Source organism: Flintibacter sp. SJQ-8 (assembly GCF_054108085.1).
In genome coordinates this window covers 186,815-202,968 of record NZ_JBPJWR010000009.1, presented here as the reverse complement: position 1 = coordinate 202,968, position 16,154 = coordinate 186,815, and the positions used below count along the sequence as shown (strand labels likewise).

The following is a 16,154-nucleotide window of genomic DNA, read 5'->3' as shown; positions in this document are numbered from 1 at the left end:
GGCAATTTCCCATTATAGTGAAGAAAAATGGGGGTGTCAATACTTCCTTGTGCATAGTTTGGCAAAAAATCGCCGTTTTTATGGCCAATCGTGACATTTTCACAAAACAGCGTTTTTTGTCCCCCCGCCGTTACAGCTTCAGCAGGCACACGGCGATGCGGAAATAGACGAACAGGGACACCGCGTCGGCGATGGTGGTGATGAGGGGGCTGGCCATCACCGCCGGGTCCAGCTTCAGGCGGCTGGCCAGGATGGGCAGGCAGCAGCCCAGCAGCTTGGCGCAGGTCACGGTGACGATCAGGGTCAGGCTCACCGCCAGGGCCACATAAAAATCGGTGCTGCCCAGCAGACACAGCCGGGCCATATTCACCGCCGCCAGGGTCCCGCCGCACAGCAGGCCCACCTGAAGCTCCTTTCCCATCACCCGCAGCCAGTCGCCGCTTTTGATCTCCCCCAGGGACAGGCCCCGGATGACGGTGACGGAGGACTGGCTGCCGCAGTTGCCGCCGGTGTCCATGAGCATGGGGATAAAGGCCGTGAGCACAACTTGCGCGGCCAGAGCGTTTTCAAAGTGGGTGATAATGGCCCCGGTAAAGGTGGCCGACAGCATCAGCAGCAGCAGCCAGAAGATGCGGCTGCGATAGAGATCCCACACCCGGGTGCGGAGATAGGGCCGCTCCGACGGGGCCATGGCCGCCATGCGCTCCATGTCCTCGGTGGCCTCGGCCTGCATCACGTCCATGGCGTCGTCCGCCGTCACCGTGCCCACCAGGCGGTCCTTCTCGTCCACCACGGGCAGCTCCACCTGGTCCAGGCGGTCCATGGCCTCCACGGCCCGCTCCTGGTCATCCTCCGGGTGCAGCCGGGCGGCGGGCTGGACCATAAACTGGTCCAGCCGCTGGCCCGTGGGGGCCATGATCAGATCCCGCACCGTCACCAGGCCCAGCAGATGGAACTGCCCGTCCACCACATAGCAGTTGGCCATAAAGTCACGGGGCACCCCCACCTGGCGCAGCCGGGCCAGGGCCTCCCCCGCCCGCATCATGGGGGACAGAGCCAGGGGCTCGCGGGACATGATCTCCTCCACCCGCTGGGTGCGGATGGCGTTGGTATTCATGCGATTCATCATCATATTCAGTTCCTCCTTGTCATTTGTCGGCAAATGCCGCCTGTTGACAGGAGGTTCCGGCTTTTCCTCAGCCGTCGGGCTGCGCCATCCAACGGGAACGGCGCAGGTATCCTATGTGATCTAATGGATCGAACTGACGGTCTGGTCTGCCGGGACCTCTACTGCCGCTGTCCATGGATGGTTCACCTCTCTTTTTGGTTTCGGTTCTGAGCGCCGGTTTGATTCCGGTCCGGTAGAAATTTGAGCACGAAAAAGTGCGCGTGCCCCTTGCGGCGGCACGCGCACTGAAACATCAGCTTTTGAAAACACGCTTCTCTGCCACCGTTCGAGCTTTAGCATCACAGGGCGGTGAAGTCGCGTTAGATTCTGCCTTGTTTTCGACAGGACCTGTTCAAACCAGCGTGGAATGTCTCCATTCCTTTGCGGCAGCGACCCATATCCCTGTGGTAGCCTTACCTACCGGATCATCGTGTGTATTTTACCCGAAAGCCGGGGCTGTGTCAAGCCTTTTCTTCCGGCTTTTCCTCAGCTTTAGGCTCCTCAGTCTTGGCCTCCTCGGCTTTGACCTCCTCAGCCTTGGGGGCCTCGGCGCTCTCTTCGGGCTTGGCCTCGTCAGCCTTGGCCTCGGCAGGGGCCTGGCCGTTCTTCTGGGCCTCCATGGCCTCCCGCTCCCGGCACAGCTCTTCGTAGAGCTGCATGGTGTTCCACTGCAGGTTGTTCATGGTCAGCACAGCCTTCATGGGGATGGGGGGCAGCTTGGCCAGGCGGATGACCTCCAGCACCTGGGCCAGCAGCACCTGGTTCAGGCCGCAGAAGACCAGCATCCGCTCGGGCACGGGCTTGACGTCAGAGGCGTCCTCCAGAGGCTCGCCCTTGCCGTCGGCCAGCTCGGCCAGGGTCAGGTGATACTTGTCCGGGGTGACGGGACGCATCCGCAGACGGAGCATGGCAAAGATCTGCCGCAGCTTGGAGTACTCCGGGCCGGAGCACTCGTACATCAGAATGGTTCCAGACTTAAACTTCATGTTCTTCATGTTTGATTCCCTTTCTTGGGGGCGCCGGCCCCGCTTGCTTTGTTTGTCAGACCTGGGCTAGAGCCTGGTCGATGTCGGCGATGAGGTCGGCGGCGTCCTCGATGCCGCAGGACATGCGCACCAGGTCGGGGGTGATCCCGGCGGCGGCCAACTCCGCGTCGTTCATCTGCCGGTGGGTGGCAGAGGCGGGGTGCAGGCAACAGGTGCGGGCGTCGGCCACGTGGGTCTCGATGGCGGCCAGGCGCAGGTGCTTCATAAACTCCTCCGCCGCCTTGCGTCCGCCCTTCACGCCGAAGGAGACCACGCCGCAGGTGCCATTGGGCATATACTTCTGGGCGATGTCGTAATACTTGTCCCCCTCCAGACCGGGATAGGTGACCCAGGCCACCTTTGGGCTGCTCTTGAGATACTTGGCCACCGCCAGGGCGTTTTCACAGTGGCGGGCCATGCGCACGTGCAGGCTCTCCAGCCCCAGATTCAGCAGGAAGGCGTTCTGGGGGGCCTGGATGGACCCGAAGTCCCGCATGAGCTGGGCCGTGGCCTTGGTGATGAAAGCCCCGCCCTGGCCGAACTTTTCGGCATAGGTGATGCCGTGATAGCTCTCGTCGGGGGTACACAGACCGGGGAACTTGTCCGCGTGGGCCATCCAGTCAAACTTGCCGCTGTCCACGATGCAGCCGCCCACGGCAGCGCCGTGGCCGTCCATATACTTGGTGGTGGAGTGGGTGACGATGTCGCAGCCCCACTCAAAGGGGCGGCAGTTCACAGGGGTGGCGAACGTGTTATCCATGATGAGGGGCACGCCGTGGGCGTGGGCCGCCTTGGCAAAGCGCTCGATGTCCAGCACGGTGAGGGCGGGGTTGGCGATGGTCTCGCCGAACACGGCCTTGGTGTTGGGCCGGAAGGCGGCCTCCAGCTCCTCGTCGGAGCAGTCAGGCTCCACAAAGGTGAAGTCAATGCCCATCTTCTTCATGGTCACGGCAAACAGGTTATAGGTGCCGCCATAGATGGTGGAGGAGGCCACCACATGGTCGCCGCAGTTGGCGATGTTGAACACGGCATAGAAGTTGGCCGCCTGGCCGGAGGAGGTGAGCATGGCGGCGGTGCCGCCCTCCATGTCGCAGATCTTGGCCGCCACCATGTCGTTGGTGGGGTTCTGGAGCCGGGTATAGAAATAGCCGCTGGCCTCCAGGTCGAACAGCTTGCCCATGTCCTCGCTGGTGGCATACTTGAATGTGGTGGACTGGATAATGGGGATCTGGCGGGGCTCGCCGTTGCCCGGCGTATAGCCGCCCTGTACGCACTTGGTATTGATAGCGTAATCGCTCATGTCGCTTCCTTCTTTCTTATATGAATGCGGCCCGTGTGCCGCGGGTAAAGACACAATCATCCATAAGAGTACCGTCTCTCGGGGACTTTGTCAAGAAAAGAGCCGTCTTTTTCCATCCGGCTACCCCTCTTTTTGTGCCCTTTCGGGGCCGGGTCACGGCTGGGCCATGACCTCGTCCGCCGTCAGGCGCTGGTGGCTGCGGTAGTCATCAGTGTGGCCGCTGCAGAAGAGCTCCACCGACTCCACCCCCGGCAGCTGGCTGAGGGTGAGCACCACACAGTAATCGGCCAGGGTGAGAGACAGGCCGGTCAACGTGCTGTAGGGTTCGGTAAACCACACCCACAGACAGCCAGAGTCCTCCGCATCCCAGGCCCAGCCCTCTAACTCGGTGCTCTTCGGGAAGGGGGAGACCAGGCCCTCCCGGTCCGGCCCGGCCAGCAGGGCCCGCAGCAGCTCCTCCGGCCCCGGCTGGTCCGGTCCGGCATAGGGCTGGCTCTCCAGCACCTGGCCGTGCTCCCGGGTCTGGGTGACAAAATAGAGCTGCAAACCCTCCGGCTCCTCCGCCCTGCCGCAGGCGGCGCAGGGCAGCAGCAGGGCCAAGGCCAGCACCAGGGCGAGCAGTTTTCTCATGGCTGGGCTCCCTTCTCCGCTTCCCCTTCCGGCGCTTCCAGCTCCCCCCGGTCCAGGGGGAAGCCCACGGTAAACAGGCTGCCCCCGCCGGGTCGGGCCCGGGCGGTGACCCAGCCCCCGTGGCGGCGCACCGTGTCCCGCACGATGGACAGGCCCAATCCCGTGCCCCCGGCGGCCCGGGAGCGGGCCTTGTCCACCCGATAGAACCGATTGAACACCTTGGGCAGGTCCTCCTCCGGGATGCCGATGCCCGTGTCAGACACCTCGATGAGCACCTGTTCCCCGTCTCGGGTGACGCTGGCAGACACAGAACCCTGGGGATAATTATACTTTACGGCATTTTCCAGCAGATTATAACAGATCTGATACAGGTCGTCCTGGGTGCAGTGGATATTGCACTCGGGCTTTACGCTGGTGCGGATGGTCACCCCTGCCGCGTCGGCCACGGGCAGTAGCATGTTCACCGCCCGCTCCAGCACCGCCCCGGTGTCCACCCGGTCTGTCTTGCCCGCAGGCAGGCTGTCCAGGCGGGTGAGGGCCAGCAGATGCTCGGTGATGCGGGTGAGGCGCTCGGCCTCGTCCCCGATGTCCTTGACAAAATCGTGCAGCGTCTCCTGGTCCATCTGCTGGTTCTGCAAAATGGAGTCGGCCAGCAGGCGGATGGACGCCAGGGGGGTCTTCAGCTCGTGGCTGGCGTCAGAGACAAAGCGGCGGCGGACCTCTTCCGTGGTCTGGAGCCGGTCGGTCAGGCGGTTGAACTCCTGGGCCAGCTGGGCCATCTCGTCCCGCCCGGCGGGCTGGAGCCGGTGGCCATACTCCCCCTCCCCCACCACGCGGAAGGCGTGGAGCAGGGCAGCGATGCGGGCGGTGAGCATCTTGGAGAAAAACAGGCTGACCACCAGGGCAGAGACCACGATGACCGCCGAGATGTTGGCCAGATTCTGCTGGAGACTTTGCAGCAGGTTCCCCTGCTCCCGGTCCGTCTCCAGCACATACACCGCCCCGGTGGTCATGCCCCGGCTGACGATGGGCACGGCGGCGGTGGAGGTGAACACCCCGTCGGCATAGTGGGAATAGAACACGTCCTTTCCCTCCAGGGCCGCCGCCACCTCCTGATAGAGGGCATAGCGATACTGGGGCTCCTCCGGCTCCTCCTTCCCGCTGCGGTCCCAGTTGTCGGTGGCGCTGTCATACAGCACAAGGCCCGCCGGGTCGGTGACCAGAATGCGGCTCAATCCCATGTCATCCAGCAGGTTCATCACCCGGACCACCTGGTCTGAGGTCAATGTCTCCAGCTCCATCAGGGCCGAGGCGATCACCGCGCTCTGGCTCTTCAGCGAGTCCCGTTTCGAGGTGAACAGCAGCTCCTGGGAGGCCAGCACCGGATAGGTGTTCAGCAGAGCCAGCACCAGGGTGATGACCACCAGATAGCTCAGGGCATATTTCACCTGGAGAGAGGCAAAAAAGGGCACCCCCTCCCTGGTCTTTTTCTTCTTGTCGCTGTCCACGGGGGTCCCCCTTCTCTTAACTGTTCTTCTGGCTGCTTAAATAATAGCCCACGCCCCATTTGGTGCGGATGTATTCGGGGTTGGCGGGGTCCAGCTCCAGCTTCTCCCGCAGGCGGCGGATGTGGACGTCCACCGTGCGGTAGTCCCCCACATACTCATAGCCCCACACTACGTTCAGCAGGTTCTCCCGGCTGTACACCCGGCCCGGGTTGCGCATGAGCAGCTCCATCAGGTCGAACTCTTTGGCCGTCAGCTCCACCTGGGCCCCGTCCTTCCAGGCCGAGCGCTCCGCAGGGTCCAGACGGATGTGGCCCACGGTCAGGTCCCCCGCCTCCTGCTGCTTAGCCGCAGCGGCGGCGGTGCGGCGGAGCAGGGCCCGCACCCGGGCTTTCAGCTCCAGGATGTTGAAGGGCTTGGTCACATAGTCGTCCGCCCCGCAGGCAAAGCCCATCAGTTTGTCCGAGTCCTCGCTCTTGGCAGTGAGCATGATGATGGGCACGTCGGAGAACTCCCGGATGCGCATACAGGCCTGAAGCCCGTCGATCTTGGGCATCATCAGGTCCAGGATGATAAGGTCAAAGCTGCCCTCCCGGGCCAGTTCCACCGCCTGCTCCCCGTCGGAGCCGGTCTCCACCTGATAGCCCTCCTGCTGCAAGTTAAAGCGGATGCCCTTTACCAGCACCGCCTCGTCGTCCACCACTAATATCTTGGCCATGTTATCCTCCTCTTGTTTCAACGGCGCGCATTCAACCCACCGGCCCCGCCGCGGCATAGTCCCGCAGCCCGGCCAGCAGCTTTTCCCCGATGCCGGAGACCTGGATCAGCTCATCCACCGACTGGAAGGGGCCGTGCTCCTCCCGCCAGGCCACAATGGCCTGGGCCCGCTTCTCCCCGATCCCGGGCAGACGCTGCAAGTCCTCCACCGGGGCGGAGTTGACGTCGATGACCTCTCCCTCCAGCAAACTGTCCGGTCTTGCTTCTTCACTGCTGGAGGCGGCGGGAGCCGAGCTTACCTCCGGCGCGGACTGGCTCACGGTGACGGTGTAGGGCTGGGCGGCGCTCTGCCGGGCATAGAACCAGCCCCCGGTAAACAGCAGAAAGGCCGCCGTCAGTCCCAGGGCCGCCTTTTCATACCTGGATATCCCAGCCATTTTTCTTCCTCCCGCTCTTGCAGACTGTGCCGCCCTTTGATATAATGGGGATATATCATCGACAATTTTCCCGGGTCTTCCCCAAAAAGTCGTTTGTCTCCCTCCGGCGGAGCTTTGCCGAAGGACAGCTTTCGGGGTTTCCCGTGTCCACTTTAGTATAACATAACTACGGAGATTTTCCTATGAAAAAATATCGCATTCCCGCCCTGCTTTTGTCCCTGGTTTTGATGCTGAATCTGCTGGTCCTGCCCGCCGCCGCCATCGAGGAGCCGGAGCTTCAGTGTACCCACGCCATCCTGGTGGACGCCAACTATGGCGAGGTGCTCTATGACAAAAAGGCCGACGAAAAGGCCTATCCCGCCTCCATCACCAAAGTGATGACCGCCCTGCTGGTGCTGGAGGCCATCGACAGCGGCAAATTGACCAAGGATCAGCAGATCACCGCCGGGCCCACCACCCTCCAGGACATGTCGGGCAACTATTCCACCGCCAATCTGGAGCCGGGGGATGTACTCACCGTGGAGCAGCTGCTGTATTGCCTGCTCCTCCCCTCCGCCAACGAGGCTGGCAACATCCTGGCCGTGGCGGTGGACGGATCTATCGAGGCCTTTGTGGAGCACATGAACACCCGGGCCAAGGAGCTGGGCTGCAAGGGCACCCACTTTGTCAACCCCCACGGGCTCCACGACCCGGACCACTATACCACCGCCTATGACATCTCCCTGTACATGACCGAGGCCCTCAAGCACGAGCTGTTCCGCACCATCATCCACACCGCCACCTATGTCCTGCCCGCCACCGCCCACATGGGGGAGCAGACCTTTTATAACACCAACGCCCTGATCTCCAACTTCCACTACTCCGGCTATGTGTACGACAAGTGCATCGGCGGCAAGACGGGCACCACCGACGAGGCCGGGCGCTGCCTGGTGGCGGCGGCGGAGTCGGGGGACACCCTGCTCATCTCCGTCATCCTGGGCTCCGGCGTGGTGGACCCCAACGGGGCCAAGCGCCAGGGCCAGTTCACCGAGAGCACCAAGCTGCTGAAGTGGGGCTTTGACAACTTCCGCCGGGTCACCATCAGCCAGGGCAACGACCCGGTGGACAAAGTAGCCGTCACCCTCTCCCGCCAGGCGGACGAGGTGATGGTAAAGCCCGAGGGCGAGGTGGTGCGCACCCTGCCCAAGGACTTAGACCCCAGCCTGATCGAAACCACCATCCACCTGAATTCCGACATGGTGGAGGCCCCGGTGGAGGAGGGCCAGGTACTGGGCACCATGACCCTGTCCTATGAGGGGACGGACTACGGCTCTTTGGACCTGGTGGCCGTCACGTCGGTGGAGCGGTCTGAGCTGCTGTATAAAAAGGCCCAGGTGGTGGCCTTCTTCCAGAACTTCGGCGTGCGGGTGGCCGCCGTCATCATCCTGATCCTTGTCATCGCCGTGCTGCTGAAGGTGCTGGTCTTCCGCAAGGAGCGCCGCTATGGCGCCCGGGTCATGTCCCGGGGCCGCCGGAACTATCGGGGTGGACGGCGCTGAAATCCAAAACTAAAAAAGGGGCCTTTTGGCCCCTTTTTTATCCCTTCATCTGTCCGTCAGGACAGCTCCTCTGTCTGCGTGGCAGAGACATTTACGGCCAAACCGTTCACCTCCACCCCCTTGCCCACAGGGATCATGATGTACTTTTTCCCGTCGATCATGCAGGTCTCCACCAGATAACTGAACTCCGGGTCCACGGACACGGTGATCTGCTCGGTCTTTACCTGGAACTTGCCCGGGTCGATGAGATTTTCCGGGTTGAGCACGGCGTTCTCGCCGAACTCCTCTCCGCACTTCTCCTGGAAGGCGGCGATGCGCTCCCGCTCCACCCCCTGGTCGGCCAGGATCATGCCCACGTCGGCGGGGGTCAGGGTGGGCGGCTCCGGGTCCTTGCGCTCCTTGTGTTCCTGGAGCTGGTCGTGGATGCGCTCGTGGATGGCCTGGAGCACCTCCATGCTGCACTGGTCCTCCAGCCCCTCACACAGGGCGGTCTCAAAGGCCATCTTCTGCTCCCCGGCGGACATGGGCGCTTCGGTGTGGAACACCGCGTCGATGAACTCCTGGTGCAGCTGGTCGGGGCGGCGTGTATAATACAGGGCGTTATAGATGTTGGCCGCCCGGTCGTCAAAGGCGGGGAAGAGGAAGCCCAGCTCCGGGGGACAGACGATCTGCCCCGCCGCCAGGTTGTGGAACTCGTTCTCCTGGGGGAAGTAGCCCAGCTCCGCCTTGCCCTCCTTCACCGGATAGACGCCGCAGACAAAGTAAGAGAAGGTCTGGTCCGAGGCGTCCGGCTGAAGCTCGTCATCACCGCCCCGGTGGGGCACGTCATACCGCTCGTGGCTCATCAGCAGCAGATAGTTGCCCCCCTCCATGTCCAGCTGGTCGATGACCTTCTGATAAAAGGCGGTGCGGGTCTCCCGGTCCTTCAGCTCCGAGTCCCGCAGGGCAGACAGCAGCTTGTGCTCCTCCCCCTCCATCACCTGCTGGGTGGAGAAGACGATGTCGATGAGGTTTTTCCCCAGCCGCCCGGACAGCACCTTTTTCAGCAGGCCCAGATAGCGCTCCGCCTCCGCCTCGGGCATATAGCCAAAGGACTCGTCCAGGTCAGAGACGATCTCTTTATTCCCGTTGACAAAGCAGCCGTACACCCGGTTGAACCCCGTCCGGTCCAGCCGGAACCGCCGCCGCAGCTCGTTTAACTCTTTTTGATTCATATGTATTTCCTCGCAAACTCAAAGTTTCTCCCGGCGCGCCGGGCGTTTCCCCCTTATTTTAGCGGAAGCGCCGGGAAAAAGCAATCGTTCCGCCGCCCCTGCTTGTTCAGGGGAGGGCCGCCCGCCCCGTTTTCAGACGGCCCTCCCCTGAGGAAACAGACCGTTTCCCCAGCTTCCCCCGCGAAAAGAGAAGAGAAGAAAGAAAGGATCAAACAAACATGGAACTGCTAAAAAAGTGGACCCAAATCAGTCTCATCAAGCGCATCCTGGTGGGCATGCTCCTGGGTATCATCCTGGGCGTGGCCCTGCCCCAATTCACCGTCATCGGTATTTTGGGCACTCTGTTCGTAAACGCCCTGAAGGCCCTGGCTCCCCTGCTGGTGTTCTTCATCGTCATCCACGCCCTGGCCCAGCGCCAGAAGGGCGGCAGCACCAACATGGGCTCTGTCATCGTGCTCTATCTGGTGGGCACCTTCCTGGCCGCCCTGTGCGCCGTGGTGGCCAGCTTCCTGTTCCCCTCCACCCTGCTGCTGCCTGAGGCGGAAGGGGGCACTGCCGCCCCCGGCGGCATCGGCGAGGTACTCTCCTCCCTGCTGAGCAACGCCGTGAGCAACCCCATCTCCGCCCTGGCCAACGCCAACTTCATCGGCATTCTGCTGTGGGCCGTGGTCTTCGGTCTGGCCATGAGCCACGCCAGCGAGCCCACCAAAAAGGTCCTGTCCGACCTGGCTGAGTGCCTGTCCACCGCCATCCGCTGGGTCATCAACTGCGCCCCCTTCGGCATCATGGGCCTGGTGTATACCACCGTGTCCACCACCGGCTTCAAGGCCTTCGCCTCCTATGCCCACCTGATCCTGGTGCTGGTGGGCTGCATGTTCTTCATCGCCCTCATCGTCAACCCCATCATCGTCTTCCTGTGTGTGCGGAGAAATCCCTATCCCCTGGTGCTGCGCTGTCTGCGTGAGAGCGGCGTGATGGCCTTCTTCACCCGCAGCTCCGCCGCCAACATCCCTGTGAACATGGCCCTGTGCGAGAAGCTGCACCTGGACGAGAGCAAATACTCCGTCTCCATCCCCCTGGGCGCCACCATCAACATGGCCGGTGCCGCCATCACCATCTCCGTGCTCACCCTGGCCGCCACCAACACCCTGGGCATCCCCGTGGACTTCCCCACCGCCTTCCTGCTCAGCCTGGTGTCCTCTCTGTCCGCCTGCGGCGCTTCCGGCGTGGCCGGCGGCTCCCTGCTGCTGATCCCCCTGGCCTGCAGCCTGTTCGGCATCCCCAACGACACCGCCATGCAGGTGGTGGGCGTGGGCTTCATCATCGGCGTGATCCAGGACTCCTGCGAGACCGCCCTGAACTCCTCCTCCGACGTGCTGTTCACCGCCGCCGCCGAGTATCGCGCCCGCCGCAAGGCCGGTGTGGACATGCAGTATGACCTGAAGGGCTGACGGACTCAGGTTAAAAACTGCCCGACGGCGTTAAGAAATCGTCAACCGATCTCTTGGATCTTCCACTGATTTCAGCGTTTTGGTGGAATGTTTCCCCGGTATTTCATGGGGAGAGGCCGATTTTTCCGGCCTCTCCCCGTTTTTTTGTCCACTTTTCCACCGCGATTTTCTTAACACCCGGCTTCTTTCCGCTTTGACCGATTGCTTTTTCTTTCGTATAATAGATGTAGAATCCTCCAGTCATCGCCTGCGGCGATGACAGCCCCCTTTGACAAGGGGGCCTGAGTGACTAGAAAACAGGGGGTAGGTCCAACTTGCACTTGAATCATCAGCTGGTCGAGAAGACCCGGGAGTCCATGGCCTCGGTGCTGCCCATCACCGCCATCGTCCTGCTGCTGTCCATCACTGTGGCCCCGCTGGACAGCGCCGTTCTGGTGCTGTTCCTCTTCGGCGCAGTGCTGCTGGTGGGCGGGATGGGCCTGTTCACCATGGGAGTGGACATGTCCATGATCCCCATGGGCGAGGTCGTGGGCGTGACCATGAGCCGCAGCAAATTCTTTCTGCTGCCCGTGGTGGGCTATTTCCTCCTGGGCGTGCTTTCCACTGTGGCCGAGCCTGACCTCCAGGTGCTGGCCGAGCAGGTGCCCGCCATTGACAATCTGGTGCTCATCCTCACCGTGGCGGTGGGCGTGGGCTTCTTCCTGGTGGTGGCCGCCCTGCGCATCCGCCTGGCTATCCCCCTGCGGCGGCTGCTGCTGGTGTTCTATTGCATCGTGTTTTTGCTGGCCGCCCTGGCCCCGGGGGACTTTATCCCCGTGTCCTTCGACTCCGGCGGCGTGACCACCGGGCCCATCACCGTGCCCTTTATCATGGCCCTCGGCCTGGGCATCGCCTCCACCCGCAGCGACGCCAACTCCGCCAGCGACAGCTTCGGACTCATCTCCCTGTGCTCCATCGGCCCAATTCTGGCGGTGCTGTTGCTGGGCATCTGCTATCGGCCCGAGTCGGCGGGGTACTCCATGACCCAGCTGCCCGAGCTTGCCACCACGGCGGACGCCGCCCGGTGCTTCCGGGACGCCTTCCCCAGCTATTTCAAAGAGGTGGCCGCCGCCCTGGCCCCCATCGCCGGGGTCTTCGTCCTGTTCCAGGCCGTCACCCGGCACTTTCAGTACAATCAGCTGCTGCGCATCGGCGCGGGACTGCTGTATACTTACCTGGGGCTGGTGCTGTTCCTGTGCGGGGTGAACGTGGGCTTTATGCCCGCCGGTTCCCTGCTGGGGGCCACCGTGGCCGGGAGCGCCGCCTGTTGGCTGCTGGTGCCCATCGGTATGCTCATCGGCTTTTACATCGTCAAGGCCGAGCCAGCCGTGGCCGTGCTCACCAAGCAGGTGGAGGAGGTCTCCAACGGCTCCATCTCCCAAAAGGCCATGGGCCGGGCCCTGTCCATCGGCGTGTGCCTGTCTGTGGGCCTTGCCATGGTGCGGGTGCTCACCGGGCTGAACATCCTGTGGCTGCTGATACCCGGCTATGCCGTCTCCCTGGGGCTTTCTTTCTTCGTGCCCGCCATCTTCACCGGCATCGCCTTCGACTCCGGCGGCGTGGCCAGCGGCCCCATGACAGCCACCTTCCTGCTGCCCTTCGCCATGGGGGCCTGTTCCGCCCTGGGGGGCAACATGATGACCGATGCCTTTGGCATCGTGGCCATGGTGGCCATGACGCCCCTGGTGACCATCCAGACCATGGGCCTGTACAGTCAGATCCAGCACGCCCTGGCCCGCCGCCGTCTGCGCTATCGTGTGGACCGGGTGGAGGATGCCGTGGTCTACTTCGATTAAAGGGGGACGACAGATATGGACCAGATGAAGCTCCTCGTCTCCATCGTAGAGCGGGGCCACGGGGTGGCCATGCAGCGGCTCTATGGCAAATATCAGCTTTTTCTCCACCTGCAGTGCGCCGGGCGCGGCACCGCCACCTCAGAGATCATGGACATTCTGGGTCTGGGCTCCACAGAAAAGGACGTGGTGCTCTCTTTCGCCTCTCAGGCCCCCGCCGCCGCCCTGCTCCACGATCTGGACAACGACCTGCGGGGCGGGGTGGACACCTCGGGCATCGTATTCTCCCTGCCTCTGAGCGCCCTGAACGGAATGTCCGCCGCCCTCATCGACTTTAAGGCGGAGGAATGGAAACACGGAAACGGAGGAACCACTATGGAACCCACCACGGAAAACACCCTGATCCTGGCGGTCTGCCGCCGGGGGCACACCGATGCCGTGATGGCCACTGCCAAGGCCCACGGGGCCCGGGGCGGCACGGTCATCAAGGGCCGCCTGTCCGGGTCAGAGGACTTAGAACAGGCCTATGGTCTGGATCTGACCCCCGAGCGTGAGGTGGTGGCCATTGTGGTCCCCCGGGACAAGCGCGGCCCCATTATGGACGCGGTGAATACCGCCCACGGCCTGCGGCAGGAGGCCCAGACCATTCTCTGTGCCCTGCCCATCGACCACATTGTCAGACTGGGGTAACCCCCCAGTGTCCTTTCTTCCCTCTTCCACCCGCGGTCCGTGCCGTCCCAACCAGGCGGCGCGGGCCGCGGGCTCTTTTTCGGCTTTCTTCCGCCCCCCGGCTCTACATCAGGCTCACCTCCACGGTGCCCTCCCGGGCGACGACGTGGAGGGTGTCCCCCTTCTTCATCCGGCCGGACAACAGCAGGTCGGCGGCTGGGTCCTCCACCAGGCGGGCCACCGCCCGGCGGAGGGGGCGGGCCCCATACTCCCGGCTGCTGCCCTCCCGGGCCAGGAGGGACAGGGCTTCCTCGGCCACATCCAGCTTTACCCCGTGGGCGGCCAGGCGTGCTCCCGTCTCGTCCAGCAGGCGGCGGGCGATACGGCAAAGCTCGCCCTGCTCCAGGGGTGGAAAGACCAAGGCGGCATCCAGGCGGTTGAAAAACTCCGGGGCAAAGGTCCGCCGGGCGTCGGCGATGACCTCCCGCTCCAGCTGCTCCCGCTCCGCTGCCGGGCCGCTAGCAAAGCCCAGCCGCTGGCTTCTGCCAAACCGCCTGGCCCCCAGGTTGCTGGTCATCACCAAAACGGTGTTGCGAAAGTCGGTGCGGCGGCCCAGGCCGTCGGTCAACACCCCCTCCTCCATCACCTGGAGGAGGACGGACCACACATCCCGGTGGGCCTTCTCCAGCTCGTCCAGCAGCACCACGGACCAGGGGTTCCGGCGCACCCGTTCTGTCAGCTGGCCCCCCTCCTCGTGGCCCACATAGCCGGGAGGGGAACCCACCAGGCGGGAGACGGTGTGGGCCTCCATATACTCGGACATGTCAAAGCGCAGCAGGGCCTCCTCCCGGCCAAACAGGGCCCCGGCCAGACTGCGGCACAGCTGGGTCTTGCCCACGCCGCTGGGTCCCAGCAGCAGAAAGCAGCCCACCGGGCGGCGGGGGTCCCCCAAGCCAAGACGGCTGCGGCGGATGGCCCGGGCCACCATCTCCACCGCCCGATCCTGACCGATCAAGGTCCGGCGCAGGCTGTCCTCCAGTCCGGCCAGGGCCTCTCTATCCGCCTGGTCGGGGGCGGACACGGGCACCCCCGTCCACTGCTCCAGCACCGCCCGGATGTCCCCCTCCCCCACCTTTCGGGCCTGCTGGCCCGCCAGAAAGCGGCGGCGGCCCTCCTCCAGCTGGCGGCGGAAGTCCCCCTCCGCGTCCCGCAGCATGGCCGCCTTTTCAAAGTTCTGCTCCCGGATGGCCAGGGCCATCTGCCGCCCGGCCTGGGCCGCCCGCTCCTCCAGGGCCTTCAGCTCCGGGGGCAGGGTCCGGCCCGAAAGCCTGGCCCGGGCGCAGCCCTCGTCCAGCAGGTCGATGGCCTTGTCGGGCAGAAAGCGCCCCGGCAGATAGCGGATGGACAGGTCCACCGCCGCCGCCAGGGCCCCGTCGGAGATGGTCAGATGGTGGTGGCTCTCATACCGGCTGCGCAGGCCGCGCAAAATGGCCAGAGCGCCGTCCCGGTCCGGCTCGGCCACGGTGACGGGCTGAAAGCGCCGCTCCAGGGCCGCGTCCTTTTCAATGTGCCGCCGGTATTCGTCCAGGGTGGTGGCCCCGATGACCCGCAGCTCCCCCCGGGCCAGGGCGGGCTTTAGGATGTTGGCCGCGTCGATGGCCCCCTCGGCGCTGCCCGCCCCCACGATGGTGTGCAGCTCGTCGATGAACAGGATGACGTTTCCCGCCCGGCGCACCTCCGCCAGGACGTGGCGGAGCTTCTCCTCAAACTCCCCCCGGTATTTGGTCCCCGCCACCATGGCCGCCAGGTCCAGAGCGCACACCCGCCGCCCCAACAGGTGGGCGGGCACCGTCCCGTCGGCGATGGCCAGGGCCAGCCCCTCCGCCACGGCGGTCTTGCCCACCCCCGGCTCCCCCAGCAGGACGGGGTTATTTTTGCTCCGCCGGGACAGGATCTGGATGACCCGCTCCAGCTCCGCCTCCCGGCCGATCACCGGGTCCAGCTGCCCCTGGGCGGCCATGGCCGTCAGATCCCGGGAGCACTGGTCCAGCTGCCGGGTATCACCCCCCGGGCGGGTCTCCGGCTCCCGGGGGCGGAATCTTGGGGCGGTCTCCTCGCCTCCTAAAGCCGCCGTCACCCGGCGGTATAGGGCGGGGATATCCACGCCGCAGCTGTCCAGCACCCGAAAGGCCCCGCTGTCCGTCTCCCCCAGCAGGCCCAGCAGCAGGTGCTCGGCGCTCACCGCCCGCTGGCCCAGGCGTCGGCTCTCCTCCGCCGCCCCCCGGATGGCCTGGCAGCAGTGGGGGGTCAGCCCCTGGCGGGGACACTGGGCGGGCACGCCCACCCCCACCCGCTGGACCACCCCCGCCCGCAGGGTCTTCCGGTCCGCCCCCGCCCGGCGCAGGGCCTGGGCCGCCGGACTGTATTCCAGACTGGCCAGCCCCAGCAGCAGATGCTCGCTGCCCACATAGCTGTGGCCCAGCCGGGCCGCGTTCTCTTGGGCCGAACGGATGGCCCCCAGGGCCGTGGACGTAAAACGACTGTCCGTCATACAACATCACCTCGTCGTAACCTCTGATTTCATCATGCCCTCTTTTCAAAAATTTAATATTTTTGCCATTGCAATTTCTTTGAGATATGGTAGAATACATTTAGATTCTTAGGGAGG

The 16,154-nt window shown here is 64.0% G+C and carries 13 protein-coding genes and 1 riboswitch; of the genes, 4 read left to right on the top strand and 9 right to left on the bottom strand.

Going from position 1 to position 16,154, the window contains the following annotated elements:
• Positions 1-130: 130 nt before the first annotated feature.
• The 7 genes from mgtE to ACSAMP_RS07155 all read right to left on the bottom strand — a co-directional run bounded on the left by mgtE (position 131) and on the right by ACSAMP_RS07155 (position 6,782).
• A complete protein-coding gene (gene mgtE, locus ACSAMP_RS07185) occupies positions 131-1,132 on the bottom strand; it encodes a magnesium transporter (protein WP_457799978.1) in 1,002 nt (333 codons plus the stop codon).
• 307 nt (positions 1,133-1,439) lie between these two features.
• Positions 1,440-1,600: riboswitch (M-box (ykoK) riboswitch) on the bottom strand.
• Between the two features lie 29 nt (positions 1,601-1,629).
• Entirely contained in the window at positions 1,630-2,163 is a 534-nt protein-coding gene (locus ACSAMP_RS07180) for a DUF3783 domain-containing protein (RefSeq protein ID WP_457799977.1), read from the bottom strand.
• A 46-nt stretch (positions 2,164-2,209) separates the two neighbouring features.
• Positions 2,210-3,493, bottom strand: coding sequence for an O-acetylhomoserine aminocarboxypropyltransferase/cysteine synthase family protein (locus ACSAMP_RS07175; protein ID WP_457799976.1), 1,284 nt, complete (start codon positions 3,491-3,493; stop codon positions 2,210-2,212).
• A 153-nt stretch (positions 3,494-3,646) separates the two neighbouring features.
• Positions 3,647-4,123, bottom strand: coding sequence for a GerMN domain-containing protein (locus ACSAMP_RS07170; RefSeq protein ID WP_457799975.1), 477 nt, complete (start codon positions 4,121-4,123; stop codon positions 3,647-3,649).
• Positions 4,120-5,631, bottom strand: coding sequence for a sensor histidine kinase (locus ACSAMP_RS07165; protein ID WP_457799974.1), 1,512 nt, complete (start codon positions 5,629-5,631; stop codon positions 4,120-4,122). The genes ACSAMP_RS07170 and ACSAMP_RS07165 overlap by 4 nt, the downstream gene beginning before the upstream one ends.
• Before the next feature lie 16 nt (positions 5,632-5,647).
• Positions 5,648-6,346 carry a response regulator transcription factor gene (locus tag ACSAMP_RS07160; protein WP_441795207.1) on the bottom strand — a complete coding sequence of 233 codons (699 nt, stop codon included), beginning with the start codon at positions 6,344-6,346 and terminating at the stop codon, positions 5,648-5,650.
• A gap of 31 nt (positions 6,347-6,377) precedes the next feature.
• Complete coding sequence (locus tag ACSAMP_RS07155) at positions 6,378-6,782, bottom strand: ComEA family DNA-binding protein (protein WP_457799973.1); 405 nt, start codon at positions 6,780-6,782, stop codon at positions 6,378-6,380.
• Positions 6,783-6,964: 182 nt separating this feature from the next.
• On the opposite strand from ACSAMP_RS07155, the gene ACSAMP_RS07150 reads away from it, so the two are divergent.
• Positions 6,965-8,320 carry a D-alanyl-D-alanine carboxypeptidase family protein gene (locus tag ACSAMP_RS07150; RefSeq protein ID WP_457799972.1) on the top strand — a complete coding sequence of 452 codons (1,356 nt, stop codon included), beginning with the start codon at positions 6,965-6,967 and terminating at the stop codon, positions 8,318-8,320.
• A gap of 56 nt (positions 8,321-8,376) precedes the next feature.
• Here the strand turns inward: ACSAMP_RS07150 and ACSAMP_RS07145 are convergent, their stop codons facing one another.
• Positions 8,377-9,534, bottom strand: coding sequence for a DUF4317 domain-containing protein (locus ACSAMP_RS07145; protein ID WP_457799971.1), 1,158 nt, complete (start codon positions 9,532-9,534; stop codon positions 8,377-8,379).
• A 218-nt stretch (positions 9,535-9,752) separates the two neighbouring features.
• Between ACSAMP_RS07145 and sstT the strand changes: the two genes are divergently transcribed.
• The 3 genes from sstT (at position 9,753) to ACSAMP_RS07130 (ending at position 13,507) form a co-directional block, all read left to right on the top strand.
• Entirely contained in the window at positions 9,753-10,985 is a 1,233-nt protein-coding gene (gene sstT, locus ACSAMP_RS07140) for a serine/threonine transporter SstT (RefSeq protein ID WP_457799970.1), read from the top strand.
• Between the two features lie 314 nt (positions 10,986-11,299).
• Positions 11,300-12,820 carry a DUF1538 domain-containing protein gene (locus ACSAMP_RS07135; RefSeq protein WP_457799969.1) on the top strand — a complete coding sequence of 507 codons (1,521 nt, stop codon included), beginning with the start codon at positions 11,300-11,302 and terminating at the stop codon, positions 12,818-12,820.
• A 15-nt stretch (positions 12,821-12,835) separates the two neighbouring features.
• Positions 12,836-13,507, top strand: a complete 672-nt coding sequence (locus ACSAMP_RS07130; protein ID WP_457799968.1) for a hypothetical protein — start codon at positions 12,836-12,838, stop codon at positions 13,505-13,507.
• 103 nt (positions 13,508-13,610) lie between these two features.
• Here ACSAMP_RS07130 and ACSAMP_RS07125 read toward each other — a convergent pair whose 3' ends face one another.
• Positions 13,611-16,037: an ATP-dependent Clp protease ATP-binding subunit gene (locus ACSAMP_RS07125; protein WP_457799967.1), complete on the bottom strand. Its 2,427-nt coding sequence runs from the start codon at positions 16,035-16,037 to the stop codon at positions 13,611-13,613.
• Positions 16,038-16,154: the final 117 nt, after the last annotated feature.

Coding starts and splice junctions, on each gene's coding strand:
- ACSAMP_RS07145 (WP_457799971.1), bottom strand. CDS start 9,534: ATGAATCAAAAAGAGTTAAACGAGCTGCGGCGGCGGTTCCGGCTGGAC.
- ACSAMP_RS07175 (WP_457799976.1), bottom strand. CDS start 3,493: ATGAGCGATTACGCTATCAATACCAAGTGCGTACAGGGCGGCTATACG.
- ACSAMP_RS07170 (WP_457799975.1), bottom strand. CDS start 4,123: ATGAGAAAACTGCTCGCCCTGGTGCTGGCCTTGGCCCTGCTGCTGCCC.
- ACSAMP_RS07180 (WP_457799977.1), bottom strand. CDS start 2,163: ATGAAGAACATGAAGTTTAAGTCTGGAACCATTCTGATGTACGAGTGC.
- ACSAMP_RS07160 (WP_441795207.1), bottom strand. CDS start 6,346: ATGGCCAAGATATTAGTGGTGGACGACGAGGCGGTGCTGGTAAAGGGC.
- ACSAMP_RS07155 (WP_457799973.1), bottom strand. CDS start 6,782: ATGGCTGGGATATCCAGGTATGAAAAGGCGGCCCTGGGACTGACGGCG.
- ACSAMP_RS07130 (WP_457799968.1), top strand. CDS start 12,836: ATGGACCAGATGAAGCTCCTCGTCTCCATCGTAGAGCGGGGCCACGGG.
- sstT (WP_457799970.1), top strand. CDS start 9,753: ATGGAACTGCTAAAAAAGTGGACCCAAATCAGTCTCATCAAGCGCATC.
- ACSAMP_RS07125 (WP_457799967.1), bottom strand. CDS start 16,037: ATGACGGACAGTCGTTTTACGTCCACGGCCCTGGGGGCCATCCGTTCG.
- ACSAMP_RS07150 (WP_457799972.1), top strand. CDS start 6,965: ATGAAAAAATATCGCATTCCCGCCCTGCTTTTGTCCCTGGTTTTGATG.
- mgtE (WP_457799978.1), bottom strand. CDS start 1,132: ATGATGATGAATCGCATGAATACCAACGCCATCCGCACCCAGCGGGTG.